General features: G+C 42.3%; 14 protein-coding genes. 5 read left to right on the forward strand and 9 right to left on the reverse strand.

All coding sequences use genetic code 11. The features are described from left to right. Position 1: 1 nt before the first annotated feature. The 7 genes from HLH14_RS05680 to HLH14_RS05710 form a co-directional block, all read right to left on the reverse strand. Positions 2 to 253, reverse strand: a complete 252-nt coding sequence (locus HLH14_RS05680) for a MoaD/ThiS family protein (RefSeq protein ID WP_067724458.1) — start codon at positions 251 to 253, stop codon at positions 2 to 4. 1 nt (position 254) lies between these two features. Then, positions 255 to 1,307, reverse strand: coding sequence for a GTP 3',8-cyclase MoaA (moaA, locus tag HLH14_RS05685; RefSeq protein ID WP_067724457.1), 1,053 nt, complete (start codon positions 1,305 to 1,307; stop codon positions 255 to 257). 133 nt (positions 1,308 to 1,440) lie between these two features. After that, complete coding sequence (gene mobA / locus HLH14_RS05690) at positions 1,441 to 2,067, reverse strand: molybdenum cofactor guanylyltransferase (RefSeq protein ID WP_067724456.1); 627 nt, start codon at positions 2,065 to 2,067, stop codon at positions 1,441 to 1,443. 8 nt (positions 2,068 to 2,075) lie between these two features. Next, a complete protein-coding gene (locus HLH14_RS05695) occupies positions 2,076 to 4,856 on the reverse strand; it encodes a nitrate reductase (RefSeq protein WP_067724455.1) in 2,781 nt (926 codons plus the stop codon). 206 nt (positions 4,857 to 5,062) lie between these two features. Beyond that, the gene (gene nirD / locus HLH14_RS05700) at positions 5,063 to 6,697 is read right to left on the reverse strand and encodes a nitrite reductase small subunit NirD (protein WP_067724454.1); all 1,635 of its coding nucleotides are present in this window, start codon (positions 6,695 to 6,697) and stop codon (positions 5,063 to 5,065) included. 30 nt (positions 6,698 to 6,727) lie between these two features. After that, positions 6,728 to 9,274 carry a nitrite reductase large subunit NirB gene (gene nirB, locus HLH14_RS05705; protein WP_067724453.1) on the reverse strand — a complete coding sequence of 849 codons (2,547 nt, stop codon included), beginning with the start codon at positions 9,272 to 9,274 and terminating at the stop codon, positions 6,728 to 6,730. 31 nt (positions 9,275 to 9,305) lie between these two features. Then, a complete protein-coding gene (locus HLH14_RS05710; RefSeq protein WP_067724452.1) occupies positions 9,306 to 10,646 on the reverse strand; it encodes an MFS transporter in 1,341 nt (446 codons plus the stop codon). Between the two features lie 451 nt (positions 10,647 to 11,097). Between HLH14_RS05710 and HLH14_RS05715 the strand changes: the two genes are divergently transcribed. From HLH14_RS05715 to HLH14_RS05725, 3 genes are all read left to right on the forward strand, one after another. Next, positions 11,098 to 11,685 (forward strand): ANTAR domain-containing response regulator, encoded by a 588-nt coding sequence (locus tag HLH14_RS05715; protein ID WP_067724451.1) that lies wholly within the window; start codon positions 11,098 to 11,100, stop codon positions 11,683 to 11,685. 3 nt (positions 11,686 to 11,688) lie between these two features. Beyond that, entirely contained in the window at positions 11,689 to 12,687 is a 999-nt protein-coding gene (locus HLH14_RS05720; RefSeq protein ID WP_067724450.1) for an ABC transporter substrate-binding protein, read from the forward strand. 180 nt (positions 12,688 to 12,867) lie between these two features. Beyond that, entirely contained in the window at positions 12,868 to 14,955 is a 2,088-nt protein-coding gene (locus tag HLH14_RS05725; RefSeq protein WP_067724449.1) for a TonB-dependent receptor plug domain-containing protein, read from the forward strand. Between the two features lie 110 nt (positions 14,956 to 15,065). On the opposite strand, the gene HLH14_RS05730 is transcribed toward HLH14_RS05725, so the two are convergent. Next, complete coding sequence (locus tag HLH14_RS05730; RefSeq protein ID WP_067724448.1) at positions 15,066 to 15,350, reverse strand: hypothetical protein; 285 nt, start codon at positions 15,348 to 15,350, stop codon at positions 15,066 to 15,068. A gap of 455 nt (positions 15,351 to 15,805) precedes the next feature. Between HLH14_RS05730 and mdh the strand changes: the two genes are divergently transcribed. Together mdh and HLH14_RS05740 are read left to right on the forward strand one after the other, a co-directional pair. Next, positions 15,806 to 16,978 carry an iron-dependent methanol dehydrogenase gene (gene mdh / locus HLH14_RS05735; protein ID WP_067724447.1) on the forward strand — a complete coding sequence of 391 codons (1,173 nt, stop codon included), beginning with the start codon at positions 15,806 to 15,808 and terminating at the stop codon, positions 16,976 to 16,978. Positions 16,979 to 17,161: 183 nt separating this feature from the next. Continuing rightward, complete coding sequence (locus tag HLH14_RS05740) at positions 17,162 to 18,130, forward strand: alpha/beta hydrolase (protein ID WP_067724446.1); 969 nt, start codon at positions 17,162 to 17,164, stop codon at positions 18,128 to 18,130. 23 nt (positions 18,131 to 18,153) lie between these two features. Here the strand turns inward: HLH14_RS05740 and HLH14_RS05745 are convergent, their stop codons facing one another. After that, positions 18,154 to 19,335 carry a helix-turn-helix domain-containing protein gene (locus tag HLH14_RS05745; RefSeq protein ID WP_067724445.1) on the reverse strand — a complete coding sequence of 394 codons (1,182 nt, stop codon included), beginning with the start codon at positions 19,333 to 19,335 and terminating at the stop codon, positions 18,154 to 18,156. Positions 19,336 to 19,465: the final 130 nt, after the last annotated feature.

A 19,465-nucleotide genomic window follows, 5' to 3' on the forward strand; every position in this document is an offset into this window, starting at 1 on the left:
CTCAACCTCCAGCTACAGGTGAAAGCAGCACTAAGTTACTGTCCGAGTTGAGTTGGCTTTGACGCGAAATAATGTCCTCACCAATTGCGCAGGCACATCGTTCAATCATGGCAAAGGCTTCAGGATAGCCTTGTCCAACTTGGACCAAGACATCGGAAACCGTGCTATTTAAACTACAAATAATTTCCAGGTCTTGGGGTAACTGTTGTTCGACCGCACCGAAGGCTTCAATTTTAATTTTGATCTGTTGCATCTTAACCTCCAATCATGTGCATACTGATTTTGCGACTGTTTTTATCCATACTTTGATTTTTTAAACGCTGCTCAATAGCATGAAAACCCTGTTCTTTGTTCCAGATATAATTGGATAAAGCACTGTTTAAGCTCAGTTCACTCAAAGGTTCAGAGGGAGCTAGTGCTTTGATTGCAGCTTTAAGATTCAAGCCTTTGGGTGCAAACAGGCAGTTATAAAACTCGCCTTGCGCGGTTAAACGTACCCGATCACACGTTCCACAGAATGAATTGGTAATGGTGGATATGATTCCGATCGGATGACCATCAATAAAATATTGTCGTGCCGGATCTGAATTTGACTGAGCTGAATCATTCGCTTGACTGGTCACGACAAACTCAGTGGCTAAAGTGTCTAAAATCTGTTGTTCACTGACCACATGTTCGGTTGACCATTTTCGGTCACCATCCAGTGGCATAAATTCAATAAAGCGTAAGCTGATTTTTTGCTGAACCGACCATCGGGCCAAAGGCAGAATTTGATCGTCATTCATCCCTTTCATCAATACACTATTGATCTTGATCGGCAACCCTACCGCTTGTGCTGCCTGAATTCCGTCGAGTACGGGTGCTAAATCTTTTTGAGTCAGTTGTTTAAATTGGTCAGCATCCAGACTATCCAGACTGATATTCAGATCATCCAGTCCCGCTTGTTTTAAGGCTTGTGCATATTGCTTGAGATAATGTGCATTGCTAGTCATGGAAATGCGTTTAAGCCCGAGCTTTTTTAAGTCTTGTAACTGTGCGACAAAATGCACCACGCCTTGACGCATTAACGGTTCACCACCCGTGATCCGAATAGATTCAATACTACGGCGCACCATAAAATCACAAAATTGGTAGAGTTCTTCAAAACTGAGCAAGTCGGGTTTTTTCATCCATTCTGGATGTTCCGGCATGCAATAGACGCACTTAAAATTACAGCGATCAGTCACTGAAATCCGCAGTTTGCGCTTGCCACGACCAAATTGATCGACAAATTGCGCTTCGGTTTTAAGCTTTGTCATCATATTCATGTTGAACATCCACCTTCAGGCATCTTGTTGTGACTGCACACCTATTGTGCACAAGCGCGGAATCGCCCAATCTTGTTATGATTAGATTTGCAATAAGTGTTCCAACTTTGTGCCAAAGGCGAAATATTCAGTTTTAATGCAGAAATTTGAGTTGTTGATGCTGTTGCAGCTCATCCATTGAATTAATACTGTGAAAAAATAGGGCGTGATTTTTAAAACGTGCCACTTGTGCGTGCAAATCTGCAAAACAGTGCTTTAAACTGTGCTGTTTTTGCTCAAGATGCTCCGTCAGAATAGCCAAGCTGCTGCGCTTAACCAAGCAAAATGGATACAGTGCTTCACCGTTTATTTCCACATACGCTACTTCCGCCAAGCTATTTTTGGCTAAAGCCTGATGCAATTTTAAAATAACTTTTGACGGAATGTAGGTCACATCACAGGGTACAAACAGCACATAGTCTGCCTGTACATGTGACCAGGCACTTTTCATGCCCATGAGTGGACCTAAAAAACCACTTTCATCATCCTGATAACAATGAATGCTGGGAATCATTTTTTGATAGATCGAATCATCACGGTGACTATTGATCCAAACTTGTGCAACATGTGATTTAAGCTGTTGATGAATCTTGATCAGTTGAATTTGATCATCAAATTTCTGCAACAGTTTATTGATGCCATTCATGCGCCGTGCCTGTCCACCAGCTAAAATCACCAGATCGGTGTCTGGATAAACTGACTTATTTATTCCTTTCTTCATTTTTATCTTCATTCCACTGCCTCAGCTTGACAGGCTTTAATCAGGCCTCGAATTTCAGGTAGACATGAACCGCAATTACCACCTACTTTTAAACAGGCTGTGACTTGTTTTTCATCGGTGATATTTTGGGTTTTAATGGTTTCAATAATGCGGTTTTTACCGACTTTAAAGCAGCTACACACCAATGGCCCTTCATTATTGGCCATCGACATCGGTTGTCCGGCAAGCAGCGCCTTACGGTGCATCGCACTTAAGCGCTCACGCTTAAATAAGCTCGCCACCCAATCACGATCTGGCAATAGTGCATAAGGCGCGATATACAAACTCGCAATCAAATGCCCATCTTTAAGCACTACACTATGGCTGATATGCGCAGTTTGATCCTCAATATTCAGCCATTCAAAACTTTCATCATTAAAAGGCAACAACTCTTTTAAATGCTTAGTGGTCTCGGTGAATTTTTTACGGTCTGCCAATTCATAACGGATGGCTTTGGCGGTGGTGATTTTTGTCCACCACACTGTGTTTTCAATGGAGGATTGCACGATTTTTTCAAAGCCCTGACGCACGTAAAACACGCCTTGCCATTGGCTATAAAATGGATGGATGATCACTGGGGTATGTTTAAATTCAGGTTCGCCGGAAATGGCATCCACAACAGGATTCACCACCTTCCCTATGCGGGCATCCGACGCGACTTGATCGTTCCAGTGAATCGGTACAAAGACTTGTCCACGACGAATATCGTCACTGACCGTGGCACGTAGAACGCAATTGCCCCACTTCGATTTGACTTCAACCAACTCCCCATCTTTGATCCCATATTTCAAAGCATCATGCGGATGGATTTCACAATACGGTTCTGCACGATGGCTACTTAAATTGGCAGATAAACCGGTACGACTCATGGTGTGCCATTGGTCTCGAATACGTCCGGTATTTAAAATCAAAGGAAATTCTTTACAGGTTTGATTAACCGGATTAATCGCAGTAATGGCAATAAATTTGGCCTTGCGATCTGCATGGCTAAACTGCCCTTTGGCATACAACCGAGCGACTGCACCCTCTTGTTGATCTTTAGTCCAAACCGGCCACTGAACCGGTTTCAGTTCATCATATTCACTGATCGTTAAATCCGTTAAGCCGTTTAAATTAAAATAACGGAAATTCGCCACTTCATTGCGATCTGCTAAATCTGAATTCTGTTCAGCGGAGAGTCGTGCATGTTCCAGAAAAATTTCATGGCTATTGTTAAAATCAAAACCATGAAAACCCATTTTTTTTGCCACTTGACTGATGGCCAACCAATCCGCTTTGGCTTCAACTGGCTCATCTAAAAATGCGCGCTGTCTGGAAATACGGCGTTCAGAATTGGTGACTGTGCCATCTTTTTCGCCCCATCCTAATGCCGGTAACAACACATCAGCATATTGAGTGGTGTCAGTTTCTTGGCAAATATCAGAGACCACCACAAATTCACATTTTTCCAGGGCACGTTTGACTTGATCTGCATCAGGCAAGCTCACCACAGGATTGGTTGCCATAATCCAGATGGCTTTAATCTTGCCACTTTCCACCGCATGAAATAATTCGACCGCCTTGAAACCAGCTTGCTTGGCAATATAAGGACTTTTCCAGAAGTTTTGCACCAGTTGCTGATGACTTTCATTTTCCAGTTCTAAATGTGCTGCCAGCATGTTGGCTAAACCACCAACTTCACGACCACCCATCGCATTCGGCTGACCCGTCATAGAAAAAGGTGCCGCACCGAGTTTGCCAATTTTCCCAGTAAATAAATGACAATTGGTAATGCTGTTGGCTTTGTTCACGCCTTGGGAAGATTGATTCACCCCCATTGAAAACAGGGTCATGACTTTTTCTGTTTGGGCAAATTTTTCATAAAATTGTTGCAGTTTTTCGAGAGAAATCCCGGTGCGATGAGCCACATCTTCAATGGATGATTCGCTTTGACTTTGCGCTAAAGCCTGTTCCAAACCTTGTGTATGTGCAGCAATAAAATCTTGATCAGCACAACCATTTTTCGATAGATACTGCAATAAGCCGTTATACAGTGCGACATCTTGGCCCGGTAAAATCGGCAAATGTAAGTCTGCAGCCTCGCAAGTACTGGTAAAGCGTGGATCAATCACCACCACAAACAGATCACGCTGTTCTTTGGCTTTCATGATGCGTTGATATAGCACCGGATGACACCATGCCGTATTGGAACCAACCAAGACCACCATGTCGGTATGTTCAAAATCTTCATAGCTCGCCGGGACAATATCTTCACCGAAAGCACGTTTATGTGCCGCAACTGCAGACGACATACATAGCCGCGAATTAGTATCGATATTGGCAGTGCCGAGGTAACCTTTGACGAATTTATTCACCACATAATAATCTTCAGTCAGCAATTGCCCAGACACATAAAAGGCAATACTGTCACGACCATATTGATCAATACATTGCTGAAATTTATTGGCAATTAAATCAGTTGCCGTATTCCAGTCTGTTATTTCACGCTGATTCTTTCGACCGAGCATGGGATAGAGAACACGCGTTTCCAGCCCCAAAGTATCAGCCAAATTACTGCCTTTAATGCACAGTTTCCCGTAGTTGGATGGATGATTGACATCCCCTGTAACCGAAACTTTTTGACCTAAAGCTGTGTCCTGTACAGTCGCAGTTACGCCACAACCTACCCCACAATAGGGACAGGTGGTATTGGTGATTTTGGTATTTATTTCTGTGGAGCTATGCAGTTCCATAACGGGAATACTATTCATGATCGCTCCTTAGCTCCTTACATAAGCATTTTTTAATCCTCCCCAACCCTCCTTTAAAAAGGAGGGAGCTTTTCTTTATTTGATCAGCTTTTTGTTAAGGTCATTCCCCCTCTTTTCAAAGAGGGGTTAGGGGAGATTTATACATATTCATAAGCTCTATTTACTGCTGAGATACACTCTAAATAAAACTATTTCTGCTGAATTAACTACCCTGCCTTCTTTAATGCAAAATCTTTACCAAAGAGCAATTTATTACGAATATTTGCAATTGGGGTTTGATCAGAAATCAGTTCTGCATACCATGTGCCATCTTCGGTATCACCAAACAGTACAGCACCAATAACTTTATCTTTCTGAATAATAATGCGTTTATAAATCTGACGTTTTTCATCATTCAAAATAATGTCTTCATAATCATCTTGTGGTTCGCTATCTTCTAAATCAATTCGGCCGGCTGAAAATACATCACAGCCACTAACCTTTAATTGTGTCGGAACCGTCGGTGCTTTAAAGGTTAAGCTGCCGTGTTCGGCCAGATGTGAGGCACAAATAAAGGCTTGGCCCCAAAGTGGTTCAACCAGACCGAAGGTTTGATTACGGTGCTCAATACATTCACCCACCGCATAAATACTTGGGTCAAAGGTTTGCATGGTGTCATTCACCATCACACCACGGTTACAACGTAAGCCAGCACTTTGCGCCAATGCCATGTTCGGACGAATCCCCACAGCAAAGACCACCAGATCAGCGTCTAACAGCGTGCCATCTTTCAGTTTGATTTGGGTGACATGACCAACTTCGCCAATCAGTTGCTCTGTATTGGCTTGAGTCATGATATTGATGCCCTTCGCTTCAATACTTTGTCTTAACAAGCTACTTGCACGACTATCCAATTGACGTTCCATAATGCGATCCATCAAATGCAAAACCATCACATTCATGCCGCGCTGTTTCAGACCATACGCTGCTTCAAGCCCCAGTAATCCCCCACCAATTACTACAGCGTTCTTTTTAGATTTGCAGTAATCCAGCATGGTATTGACGTCGTAAATATCACGGAAACTGATCACACCTTTTAAGTCCGAACCCAGAATTGGTGGAACAAAAGGTTTCGAACCCGTCGCCAGAATCAAACGGTCATAATCAACAATCTCGCCTTTTTCGGTATGTACCTGCTTACGTGAACGGTCGATTTTCACTGCAGCATCACCGGCAATAAAGCGAATCCCTTTATCGCTATACCAGGCATGCGGATGCAGCATAATGTCTTCAATGGTTTTATCACCCGACAATACTGGTGACAGCATGATACGGTTATAGTTGCCCCAAGGTTCTTCACCAATCACAGTAATTTCATAACGCTCTGGTGCCATATCGAGCAAATCTTCTAGGCAGCGCATACCTGCCAAACCATTGCCCACCAAGACCAGTTTCATCTTTTCTTGGGAAGTGCCGTTATTGGTGATATAGGTTTTTTGCGGTGTAGGACTGACCCAAACCTTGCTATTTTCAATCTTGCTTGGGAAAACCAGTAACTTTTGATCTTTATCTTCCAGACAACGCCCAGTTGCCAAACTGAAATGTTGTTTATAGATCGGAGATGCCACAACACGCTCGCCTTGCAAATCGCCAATAATCCCGCGCGACATCACAAAAGCCTGACTAAACGGGTCTTGGTTACTTAAGGCATAAACGCGTTTTTCATTACCGACACGGAACAGTGCAATTTGTTGCTCATTAATCAGTGCACCAACACCTGTATTGGGGGTGATGTCATCCAGACTACAAATTTCAATCCAATTCAGTTCTTGTGTAAGGTTCATTTCTTTTAAAATTGTCATATTTATTCTCCTTTATTCCACTCAAAGTGCTTAGGCTTCAACCACTGGAATACGCGTTACATCACGTTCCACTGCAGTTTTTGGGCGAATTTGTCCACGTTCAACGGCAAACTGAATATGTGGATCATTCTGTTTTTCAGCCTTGGCATTAATAAAGGTGATAAAGCGTTTACGTACTTCAGGATCTTCAACCGCAGTGCGCCATTCATCTTGATAAGTGCCGACCACATGATCCATACGACGTTCTAACTCAGCAGCCAGTCCTAAAGAATCTTCAACCACCACAGCTTTAAGATAGTCCAGACCACCTTCTAAATTGTCACGCCATACCGATGTCCGTTGCAGGCGATCTGCGGTTTGGATATAGAACATATAGAATCGGTCGATATAACGAATTAAAGTTTCAGTATCCAAATCAGAAGCAAGTAGTTCCGCGTGGCGTGGCTTCATGCCACCATTACCGCACACATACAGGTTCCAGCCTTTTTCAGTGGCAATCACCCCGACATCTTTACTTTGCGCTTCGGCACATTCACGGGTACAGCCAGAGACTGCCATTTTGAGTTTGTGTGGAGAACGTAAACCCTTATAGCGATTTTCCAGGAAGATGGCCAAGCCCATTGAATCATCGACACCATAACGACACCACGTGCTACCGACACATGATTTAACGGTACGCAGTGATTTACCATAAGCATGACCGGACTCAAATCCTGCATTGACCAGTTTTTCCCAGATTTCAGGCAGTTGATGCACTTGCGCACCAAACAGGTCAATACGTTGTCCACCAGTGATTTTGGTGTATAAACCATAATCTTTCGCGACCTGCCCGATCGTGATTAAACCCTCGGGAGTAATTTCACCACCCGCAATCCGCGGCACAATTGAATAAGAACCGTCTTTTTGGATATTACCGAGGTAATAATCATTACTGTCTTGTAATCCTGCATGGCTTGGTTTGAGTACAAAGTCATTCCAGCAAGAGGCTAAAATATTAGCCGCCGTTGGCTTACAGATATCACAACCTAAACCATGACCATGCTGCCCGATCAGATCATCAAAGGTTTTGATTTCATTGACACGAACCAGGTGATACAGCTCTTGGCGTGAATAGGCAAAGTGTTCACATAGATGGTTATTGACTGTTACCCCTTGGCGTTGTAATTCAGACTTCAATACTTGAGTAACAAGTGGTGCACACCCACCACAGGCTGTTGCGGCTTTGGTGCATTTTTTCAGTGCACCGAGTGAAGTTGAACCGTCGGCGATGGCGCTACAAATATCTGCTTTAGACACGTTATTACATGAACAGATGGTTGCACTGTCTGGCAGTAAATCTACACCACTACCACCACTCTTAGATGGCACATTGGTATAACCCGGCATGATTAGACTTTCAGGATTTTCCGGTACAGCCAATCCATTCAGCATCATTTGTAATAGGTCGCTATATTCTTTGGCACACCCCACCAACACAGCACCGATCAGCTTGGTTTTTTCCGCATTCACCACGATTTTTTTATAAATCATGGCGTCTTCATCGGCATAAAAATAGCTGAGCGCATTTGGTGTCAGGGCATGTGCATCACCGATGGATGCAACATCGACACCCATGAGTTTGAGTTTGGTACTCATGTCTGCACCCGCAAACTCGTTACAGCTTTGCTCCATGACATGTTTGGCTGCGATGCGCGCCATGTCATATCCGGGTGCGACTAAACCATAAATTTTATTCTGCCAAAGCGCACATTCACCAATTGCATAAATATCTGTATTTGAAGTTTGGCAATAATCATTAATCACGATTCCGCCACGTTCACCAATCGCCAGTCCACTTTGACGTGCTAATTCATCACGTGGGCGAATACCCGCAGAGAATAGAACGATATCGGTTTCAAGTTCAGATCCATCACTGAACTTCATCACATGCGTGGTATTTTGACCTCTTTCAATGCATTGAGTGGCTTTTTGGGTATGAACTTTTACGCCTAGATTTTCGATTTTTGCACGTAAAACCTTGCCTCCCAAATCATCAATTTGCACTGCCATTAAACGTGGCGCGAATTCCACCACATGGGTTTCAAGGTTTAAGTCACGTAAGGCTTTGGCAGCTTCCAGACCCAGTAAACCACCACCAATCACCACGCCAGTTTTTGCATTTAAGCTTGCTACACGAATGGCATCCAGATCTTCAAGGGTGCGGTAGACAAAGCAGTTCTCACGTTCATTGCCCGGAATAGGAGGTACAAAAGCGTAAGAACCCGTCGCTAGAACTAACTTGTCATAAGCAATCACATCACCATGATTGGTGGTCACCGTTTTATTTAAAGTGTCGATTGCATTGGCTTTGGTGCTGAGGCGTAAATCAATGCCATATGCATCGGCAAAATCGCTACGGCAAAGAGTGAGGTCTTTGGCGGATTTTCCAGTAAAATATTCGGTTAAATGTACACGGTCATAAGCCAAGCGTGGTTCTTCAGCCAAGATGGTGATTTCAACTTCATCACCTGCATGCTCTAATACTGATTCAATAAATTTGTGTCCTACCATGCCATGGCCAATCATTACCAGTTTCATATTTCCTCTCCTATTCTTTTAATCTTCTGATTTAAGCCATGTTGTTTCGTTCAAGTACTGCATCTTCAAACAGTTTTTGTTCTTTCTGTTTATGCTCAACCGAGAAGCGAATCACCAGAACAAAGCCAGCTGCAATCACGACCAATCCACCAAGTGCCATCAAACAAGTTTGAATATCTAGCATGCCTTTGAGCAAGAAACCTGCTGCGACTGCCCCAACATTACCTCCCGCACCGATGATGCCGGCAACACCACCTAAAGCATCACGATCAATAAATGGCACCAAGGCATAAGTTGCACCGCAAGCCATATGGGTAAAGAGTGCGAATACGGTCATGACCAGAATTGCGAGAACTGCGGTATTCATTTGAGAGAATAAGATTAAGAACAGGCCTTCCATCAAAATCATGGTGAATAGCACTTTGGTACGACCATCCAGACCTTTTTTAATTGCGACTTTATCCGAGACAATTCCACCCAAAGCACGAGCAAACAATGCCAATAAACCGAAGATCCCTGCTGCCAAACCTGCTTCTTTTAAGCCAAAGCTAAAGTGTTCAACGTAGTACATCGCCACGATGTTATGAATGAAAATTTCAATACCAAAACAAGCTGCATAAGCACCAAATAAAATCCAGACACGGTAGTTGCGTGCAGCGTGCATCAGAATTGCCATACCGCCTTTTTTATCGCTACCGACTTGAATTCCTTGTGCACGAAGTTCTTTAAAGTTGCCTTGTGGACAGTCTTGGGTGAATTTCCAGTACATTGCACCGACAATAATCATCAGAATACCTGGCACCAATAAAGCAATTCTCCAGCCCATCACTTGTTCAACACCAAACATCACCAAGGCAGCAAGCATTAACGGCATTAAGGCTTGAGTTGCACCACCACCCGCATTCCCCCAACCTGCTGATGCAGCATTAGCAGTACCGACCACATTCGGTGCGAACATAATACTGGTGTGATATTGCGTGATGACAAAGCTGGCACCAATGGCACCAATCAATAAGCGGAAGAAAAGAAAAGATTCATAGCTGTTGGCAGATGCCACACCAAATACCGGAATACTGCCGATAAGCAGTAATGCGGTATAGGTTTTGCGTGGACCATATTTATCACACAAAGGCCCAACGACCAGACGAACTAAAATGGTAATTGCGACTGCGGCAATATTAATATTGGCAATTTGATCTTTGGTTAAGTTGAACTCACCTGCAATCACAGGCATGAGTGGTGCACAGGCAAACCATGCAAAGAAGCAAACAAAAAAAGCGAGCCAACTCATGTGGAAGGCTCTCATCGCTGCGCTGCTAAAATTGAAAAGATTTATTCTTGTTGCCTTTTTTTCATATAAATTTGAAGACATGGCCTTCTCCTTCCTGAACTGAACGTATAGGGTTATCTGCTATGCGGATCGCTGCACACCAGATTCGATCAGAACGGACGTCGTTGGCCGTCTTACAAATTTTTTAAAGTCGTCTTTGACTCAACATGAATTAAGCAATGTCCATGCCAACATAATTTAAATCCCTTTAACTCAATATTTTTTATCATTTTTTATGATTCATTGATCATTTTTGATATTCATCATTGCAGCAAGTTCATCTGATTAATAAAGGCAAAGCTCAGGAGATAGATTGCGGTTGTGCTTCCTTGTAGCGCATTTTTGCATTAATACGGTGCACAACCCGATAACGGTTAAGTTTTATATCTGATTTTTATTGAATTAATGCAGTTTTAACTATTTTGGCATTTTAATTGCTTTGCATTTACTATGACTTTTCTTTCAGGCTTTGCCTGATGATATTTTAGCCCATATGCCAAAACTGAAAATCGCATTGATTGATGACGATCAAGAACGTGCCAACTATATTAAAGCCTCCCTAATCGAACACAATTTCGATGTGGTCGCCTGCCTGACCATTGACCATTTAAGCATGTTCCGTCTGGAACAACTGCATGTTGACGTGATATTGCTGGATATGGATCACCCGCATCGCGACATTATTGAAAGTTGCGTCAGCCAGTTCGATTTGCCGACGGTTCTATTCACTAAAAATAGCCATAAAGACACCATTAAAAGTGCCATTGATGCCGGTGTAACGGCTTATATAGTCGACGGGATTGACCCTTCTAAACTGGAAAGCATTTTAGAAATTTCGATTGAACAGTTCAAAAAACATAAGAAATTACTGGGTGATCTGGAAGATACCAAAAATAAATTGGCCGATCGTAAAGATGTGGAAAAAGCCAAAGTACTCATGATGCGATTGCATTCTTTAACTGAAGATCAGGCTTTTCAATTGCTGCGCAAAAATGCCATGAGCCATCGTATGACCATTGGGGAAATGGCGCGACGCTTATTAGATGCTCAACAACTATTACAAAACCAATTGAAGGATTAGGCTATGACAGATTTAGAAAAAACTCAAATCCAGATCGGCTACATTCCTTTGCTTGATTGTGTTGCGATTCTTTGGGCCAAGCAGCGTGGTTTTTTTGATGAAGCCGGCTTAGAGATCACCCTAGTTAAGGAAGCCTCCTGGGCAAGTTTAAGAGACCGGCTGGCTTTTGGATTTTTAGATGTTGCACATTGTCTGTCTGCCATGCTTCCTGCTGCAGCTTTGGGTGAAGACCAACTCGGAATTCCCTTACAAACGGCTTTGGTTTTAAGTCATAATCGTGCCTTTATTAGTCTGAGTCAAAAATTGTACTTTGAGCTGAATATTTCTGCACAAGATAATGCGCAACAATCGGCAGAAAAAATAGTCTCTGCCATACAACAACAAAAGCCGGTTCAATTGGCCCATGTCTTTAAGCAGTCGATTCATCATTATTGCCTCAGAGAATGGCTCGCCCTAGCCGACCGTGATGTTGCACAAAACATCAAGCTCACGACCCTTCCTCCGCCTTATATGGTGGAAGCATTAAGCAATCATGTCATTGATGGTTTTTGTGTCGGTGAACCATGGAATACCCAAGGTGAACTGTTGGGCATCAGCCAGATTGTGGCATCCAGTCAGGACATTATTCCTCAAGTGGCAGATAAGGTTTTAGCAGTCACTGCTGACTGGGCAGAACAGCATCCCAACACCCATCTTGCCTTAACTCAAGCCATTCAAAAAGCCCAACAGGAACTGAAAGATCTAGAGGATTATGCTGAAGTTTGGCAAATGCTCATCGACTTCAATATTATTCAATTTCAATGTTCAGAAAGCATTCATGTGCAAAAATTCCATTCCATTCAAAATATTATTCGGCATTTTGCCGATGAATCATCGCAGCCCAAGCTTGAAGATTTTAAATGGCTGATTCAGCAAATGCTGAAATGGGATGGTCAAATCAGCCTGAATGATGCCCTGATTGAGAAAATCAGCCAGAACTGTATTTTATCCTTGAACCATTAACATGAACCATCGCTCCAGCCATACAAACTCCAATAAGGTGCTGGAGCTAAATCATTCATTTTGATTGTTTTATACTTACAATCATATTTTTATCTTTTATTTCTATTTCTGTGATTTTCCACAAACTTTCTCCACATTTTTACGCTATTTTACGCAAAATTACATTTGGAACATCAAATAATGAAACGCATACAACCGCGTTGGCAATTAAGCGCATTAAGTTGTGCCTTGCTCACTTTTATGTCCCCAACTTGGGCTGCTGATTCCGTTACAAATACAACGACAGCAGACAGCGCCCCAGAACAAACAGCACCAGTACAAACACTGGCCACTTTAAAATTCGAAGCAACACCAACGACTGCGAAAGATCCGGATATCAGTGCGGTAGCGAAAACTATTGTTACTCGCGAAGAAATGCTGCAATTTGGTGATCAGTCTGTAAATGACGCCCTGCGTCGTGCTGCAGGTTTTCAGATGCCCACTCCTGGACAAGGTCCACGCGGCGGTGGCGGTGCTTCAGGTATGCGTTTCCGTGGTGGCGGTGCCCCGATATTTTTAATTAATGGCGAAGCGGTTCAAGGTGGTCCACGTGGTGGAATGTCGGTAGTCGACAGTATCACCCCGGACATGATTGAACGGATTGAAATTACCAAGCAGCCGAGTGTCGCTCAGGCATCGGTAGCCTCTTCTGCGGTGATTAATATCATTTTAAAACAACCGTTAGATAATGCCCGCATAAGCGGAACAGTCCGTGCTGGATATGGTCTAGCCAAATCGGATCAAAGAGAAGAAGAACGCAAAAATATCAGTGTTCAGGCTGATGGTCGTGACAATGCATGGTTATACAGTCTGTCAGCGAATCAAATGTGGAATGACACCACGTCTATTACGCAGACACAAAACAGTACCGAAACACGTGAACAAAAACGAGTGACTGAACGCAAGTCGCAAATGGTTTCACCCCGTGTTGAATATGAATTGGATGATCAGCAAAAACTGGTTGCAGAATTGTTCTATCGCAACAATGAAAGTGACGGCATTCGTGGCGACCAAGTTCAAAATGATAAAAATGACAGCATCCGTTTAAATACGCGTTATGAACGTAAAGACAAAGGTAATTCAGATAAGATTCGCCTTTCTGTCGAACAGCAAAATGAAACTGAATCGACTCAGTCTGCTCAATCACCGCTCTTCAACACTTATACCGACGAAACCGTAAATGAATACGGTGTGTCTTATGACGGTGTTCGAAAGTTCAATGAAACCCACCAAGTTAAATTTGGTGCAGATGCTCGTGCCAATGAACTCGACAGCAATGTCAGTCAAAGTTTAGATGAACAACTTTATGCATTATATGCTGAAGGAAGCTGGAAATTTACTGATCGCCAAACAGTGACTTTAGGTGCCCGCCAAGAATGGATCGAGCGCTCTGGTTTAGTCGATTATAGCGACAGTCACTTAAGTCCAGTCTTGGCACATCGTTTCGACTTGGATGATCATTGGTCTTTACAAACCAATATGAGTCAGGCTTTCCGTAGCCCTAAAGCAGACCGTTTATTACCCACCGTTTCAGTTTCTACCGATAGCGATGCCGGTAGCCTGAATAACCCGGATCGTGGCGGCAATCCTAATTTACGTCCTGAAAAAATTACTGCATTTGAATCGACTTTAGGCTACAACACACCTTCAGGCGGTATCAATATCACCGCGTTTCAACGTGAAATTGATGACTACATCGAAAAAGTGATTCGTCAGGAAGGTACGCATTTTGTAGAACGTCCACAAAACCAGAACAATGCCACCACTTATGGGGTTGAACTTGCTGGACGTTATGCATTAAAACAAACGGAAAATGGTCATTCATTTATGTTAAATGGACAACTTTCTACTGTGCGTGCAAAAGTTGAAGATGAAAATCATCAAGAACGTCTGGTCAGTGATGTTGCACCTTATACAGCAAGCGCTGGTCTGTCTTATAACTATCAGCCTTGGCGCATTTCAAGCAGTGTGAACCTGAACTACGTGCCTGAATTTACTCGTGCCTTGGATAACCAACCTTATGACCGTACCAGTAATGAACGTGTCAACATGGATATCAGCATCACCAAACGCTTTAATGATGGCTGGGCAACCACACTGAATGCGCGCAATATTTTCAGCACCGATTATAAAGAGCGCTTAACCAATCAGTCGGATGGCAGCCTCTATGAATCACGGGTGAATCAAGCGATTCCAAGTGTATTAATCAGTCTGGAAAAGAAATTCTAAACATAAAAAACCGGTGCTCAGACACCGGTTTTTTCTTGGCAGTAGATTTATTTTTCAAATATTCTGCAGCAACTTATATTTTTATTGGATCGCAAACATGGATGATCTGGTTAATTTTTGCTTTGTAGTTGTTTAAGTAAACTTGCAATTCTTAAGGTGTGTTGTCGGTTTCCTTTTTGTTCCATGACTTTATTTTCGATCCGCCATAAATATTCAAAAATCTCTGATTCATCTGCATTCTCACAAATCATCATAAAGAGTCTAGGCAAATAATCTTCATATTCATCAGACATGGATCGGATGCTACGAATCCCTAAAGGATCCCATTCTTTGAGTAAAACTTTATGTATTGCATGTAATAATAATGTTGCTTCATTGGCATGTTCGACTTTCATTAAACCTCCCCCATCCTTAGGAATTTAATATAAAAATCATATAAGTTGACTATAATTTACTCTCGACAATATGATCAAGTATTTTTTAAGAATATTGATCATTTATTAAATAAAAAATAATTTATTTACCAAATGGAAAATTATACTTTTATAAAAAACAATATCTTCATCGCTATCCATTCATTCAAAAATCCTTACCTCAAACCTGATTTACATCTTTTTAGCAGTAAAAAATCCTTCTGGTTGATCCCATTTATTTGCATTAAAAATGATTTTAAGTGCTTATTTAATACCCACCTTTAATACGTACCTCAAACCATTTAAAAAACCATAAAAATTCAATAACGTGAAATGGTAGGTGTTTGGTAGGTAGGATTTCTTTCCTGTTCCTTTGATACTCAATTTACGGTGAGGGTCACCGATAACAACATACCAATGGTAGAAGGAATCGCACCATGGCTTTTAAAAATATTGCAGATCAAACGAACGGTTTTTATATTCCCTGTGTTTCTCTTTTTGGTCCGGGCTGTGCCAAAGAAATTGGCGCCAAAGCACAAGATTTAGGTGCTAAAAAAGCACTGATAGTGACTGATGCAGGTCTTTTTAAATTCGGTGTCGCAGATACCATTTCAAATTATTTAAAAGAGGCTGGTGTCGACAGCCATATCTTCCCGGGTGCAGAACCTAATCCAACCGATATTAACGTCCATAACGGCGTACAAGCCTATAATGACAATGGCTGTGATTTCATCGTATCTTTAGGTGGTGGTTCATCGCATGACTGCGCCAAAGGTATTGGCTTGGTGACAGCTGGCGGTGGTCATATTCGTGATTACGAAGGCATTGATAAAAGCACAGTACCAATGACGCCACTAATTGCCATCAATACCACGGCAGGTACGGCTTCTGAAATGACCCGCTTCTGTATTATCACCAATACCGACACCCATGTAAAAATGGCGATTGTCGACTGGCGCTGTACTCCACTGATTGCGATTGATGATCCTAAACTGATGATTGCTAAACCAGCGGGTTTAACCGCAGCAACAGGTATGGATGCCTTAACCCATGCAGTGGAAGCATATGTCTCTACCGCAGCTAATCCAATTACCGATGCCTGTGCAGAAAAAGCCATTAGCATGATTAGCGAATGGCTTAGCCCAGCGGTCGCCAATGGTGAAAATCTGGAAGCGCGTGATGCGATGAGCTATGCACAGTACCTTGCAGGTATGGCTTTTAACAACGCTTCTTTAGGTTATGTCCATGCCATGGCACATCAACTCGGCGGTTTCTACAACTTGCCGCACGGTGTATGTAATGCGGTATTACTGCCGCACGTTTGTGAATTCAACCTGATTGCCTGCCCTGACCGTTATGCCAAAATTGCACAATTGATGGGTGTAAATACTGACGGTTTGACTGTGAATGAAGCTGCAGATGAAGCGATCCAGGCGATTCGTCAGCTTTCAGCCGCGATCGGTATTCCATCTGGCTTAAGTGAACTGGGTGTGAAAGAAGCAGACTTAGCCATCATGTCTGAAAACGCGCAAAAAGATGCCTGCATGCTGACCAACCCACGTAAAGCCAGCCATGCACAAGTGGTTGATATATTCAAAGCGGCGATGTAAAACCTCAATGTAAGTCTTCTCCTTCGAATTTCTGACTTACATTTTTGGCAATCTAAACTCCATTTTCTTAACGAGGTGGAAACTTAGGTTGCCTTTTTTTATTATTGAACTTAAAGCAATTTGACAAATGACTGCTCATCATGAAGGATAAAAGAAAATTGATAATTCCAAATGAGTACAACAATGACAAAACAGATAATTGAACCCCTTTATCAACTGGATATCTTAGGTTCAGGATATGAACAAGCCACCTTAAATTTCCCAGATGATTATGAAGGTCAAGTCACAGCAACATTGGTGCGCAAAAAAGCGCAGCAACCAACCAGCAAAGCTGTTTTATATATTCATGGGTTTATCGATTATTTTTTTCAAACCGAAATGGCGGAACAGTTTAATCAACATGGTTTTGACTTTTATGCACTCGACTTACGTAAATACGGGCGTTCCCATCTTCCTCATCAAAAATATTATAACGTGCGTGAAATTGCTGAATATGATGCTGAAATCACCCAAGCTTTAGACATTATTGGCGCAGAAGGTCATGATGCTATTTTACTGAGCGGACATTCTACAGGCGGTCTAACCACCACACTTTATGCGGCACATCATCCTGACCATCCTTTAATTAAAGCACTGTGGGTCAATAGTCCCTTTTACGACTTCAACATGAATCCGATCAAGAAAAAATTAGGGCTACCAAATTTAAGTCGTGTGGGTAAAATTTGCCCGGATTTAGAATTCCCCAGTGAACTGAATAAATGGTATGTAACCAGTTTGCACAAAAACTTAAAAGGAGAATGGTACTTTAACCTTGAATGGAAAAAACCAACTTATCCTTGGGTTCGTTTGAGTTTTGTCCGGGCAATTTTTGAAGCGCAAAAGGAAATTCATCAAGGCGTGAGCTTAAACGTCCCTGCCTTAGTGATGCATTCAGATCAGAGCAAAAATCCCAAAAAATGGCACAAAAATGTGCAAACTAGTGATGTGATTTTAGATGTAAAGCATATTGATAAATATGCCAGGAAAATTAAAGATGATGTCACCATCAGTGAAGTAAAAAATGGCGTACATGATCTGGTGCTGTCTGAAAAATCTGTGCGTGAGCATGTTTATCAGCAGCTCTTTGCATGGCTCAAGCAAAAAGGCTTATAAATTTAATTCGCCAATAATATGCGTTAATTATCTTTAAGTTTGAGTAAGGTTTGATGCACGGGATGCGTTTTGGGCATCAGCTCAATTAAACGTTCCACGGCATCAATTGCTTCAGGAAAATGCGCCACATGTTTAAGTAAAACATCCGTTTCATTGGCTTTAAAAATGGCATCACTTAAACGTGACTCCAAGCAATCACGCCAGGCACACAAAAAAGGACTTTCGGTTTTTGCCAGAAACACACCACTACAAAGTTTTAAGGCAGAATCGATATAGCCGGCATCTAAGGATTGTTCTGTCAGCAAGAAATCAGCTTCTACATGCGCTAATAATTTATAGGGTCTAGACCCTAACATGCCGCCTAAAATATCACGCAATTGTGACATTTCTGCTTTTAACGTGCCGATGCTGACTTTTCGTTCACCATATAAGGCCTGATGCAAAGTATCTAAACTTAAGCCTTGAGGGCACAGTGCCAAAATGGTCAAAATTTCGATTTGACGTGGTGTTAGCACCAAGACTTTGCCATTGAACATGACTTGTGGCACAGAAAAAGCCCGAATAAACAATCGCTGTTTCTGATATTCCAGTAATGCAGATTGAATAATTGAGGCACAGCGCTCCGCTGCGAGTAAGCCCAAACTGTTATGCTTTTGCCAAGTTGTAGATAGGTCAATTACCCCGAGAACCTGTTTGGAATAGGGATCAATAATCGGGGCTGCGTAACAGACCCAATCATGAATTGATGACATGTAATGTTCATTGGAAAATACACAACTCGATTGTTGCGTTTTTAAAGACAGAGCCAAAGCATTGGTACCGACCAATTCCTCGCGCCACTGCCCGCCTTCGATAAAATGCACACTTTCTGCTGCCCTTTGCATTTGTGGACTCGATGCCGTCCAAATAATGGTACTGCCAATGTCGCCTACCGCCAGCACCATCGAGGATTGCTCGGCAATATGCTTTAAATCTTGTGCACAATGCTGCAAGGCATGTTCTAGAGCAGAAGGATAGGTTTCTTTTTGTAAATGAACCAAGGGCGCAGCTGCACGATCTGTGGGAATTTCAGCAGATGTGGAGCGTTGCCACGAACTTACAATGCTTTGTCCTAACTGTTCTGCATGCAAGGGAGAAAGACTGCTACTTTGCCTAAATTTCTCAATTTTCTGTCTTTTTTGCATCAAATGCTGCTTATCCATCATTCCTTATTCTCACAACAATTCATGATTTACATCCGCTGTAATAGCTATTCTTGTAAGCCTGATTGAAAAGATTGTAAACCTTCTTGTATCCAACCTTTCTCCAACCTTATTCCATGTATGCTAATCAAAT

Source organism: Acinetobacter terrae (assembly GCF_013004375.1).
In the GTDB taxonomy this organism is placed as follows: Bacteria; Pseudomonadota; Gammaproteobacteria; order Pseudomonadales; family Moraxellaceae; genus Acinetobacter; species Acinetobacter terrae.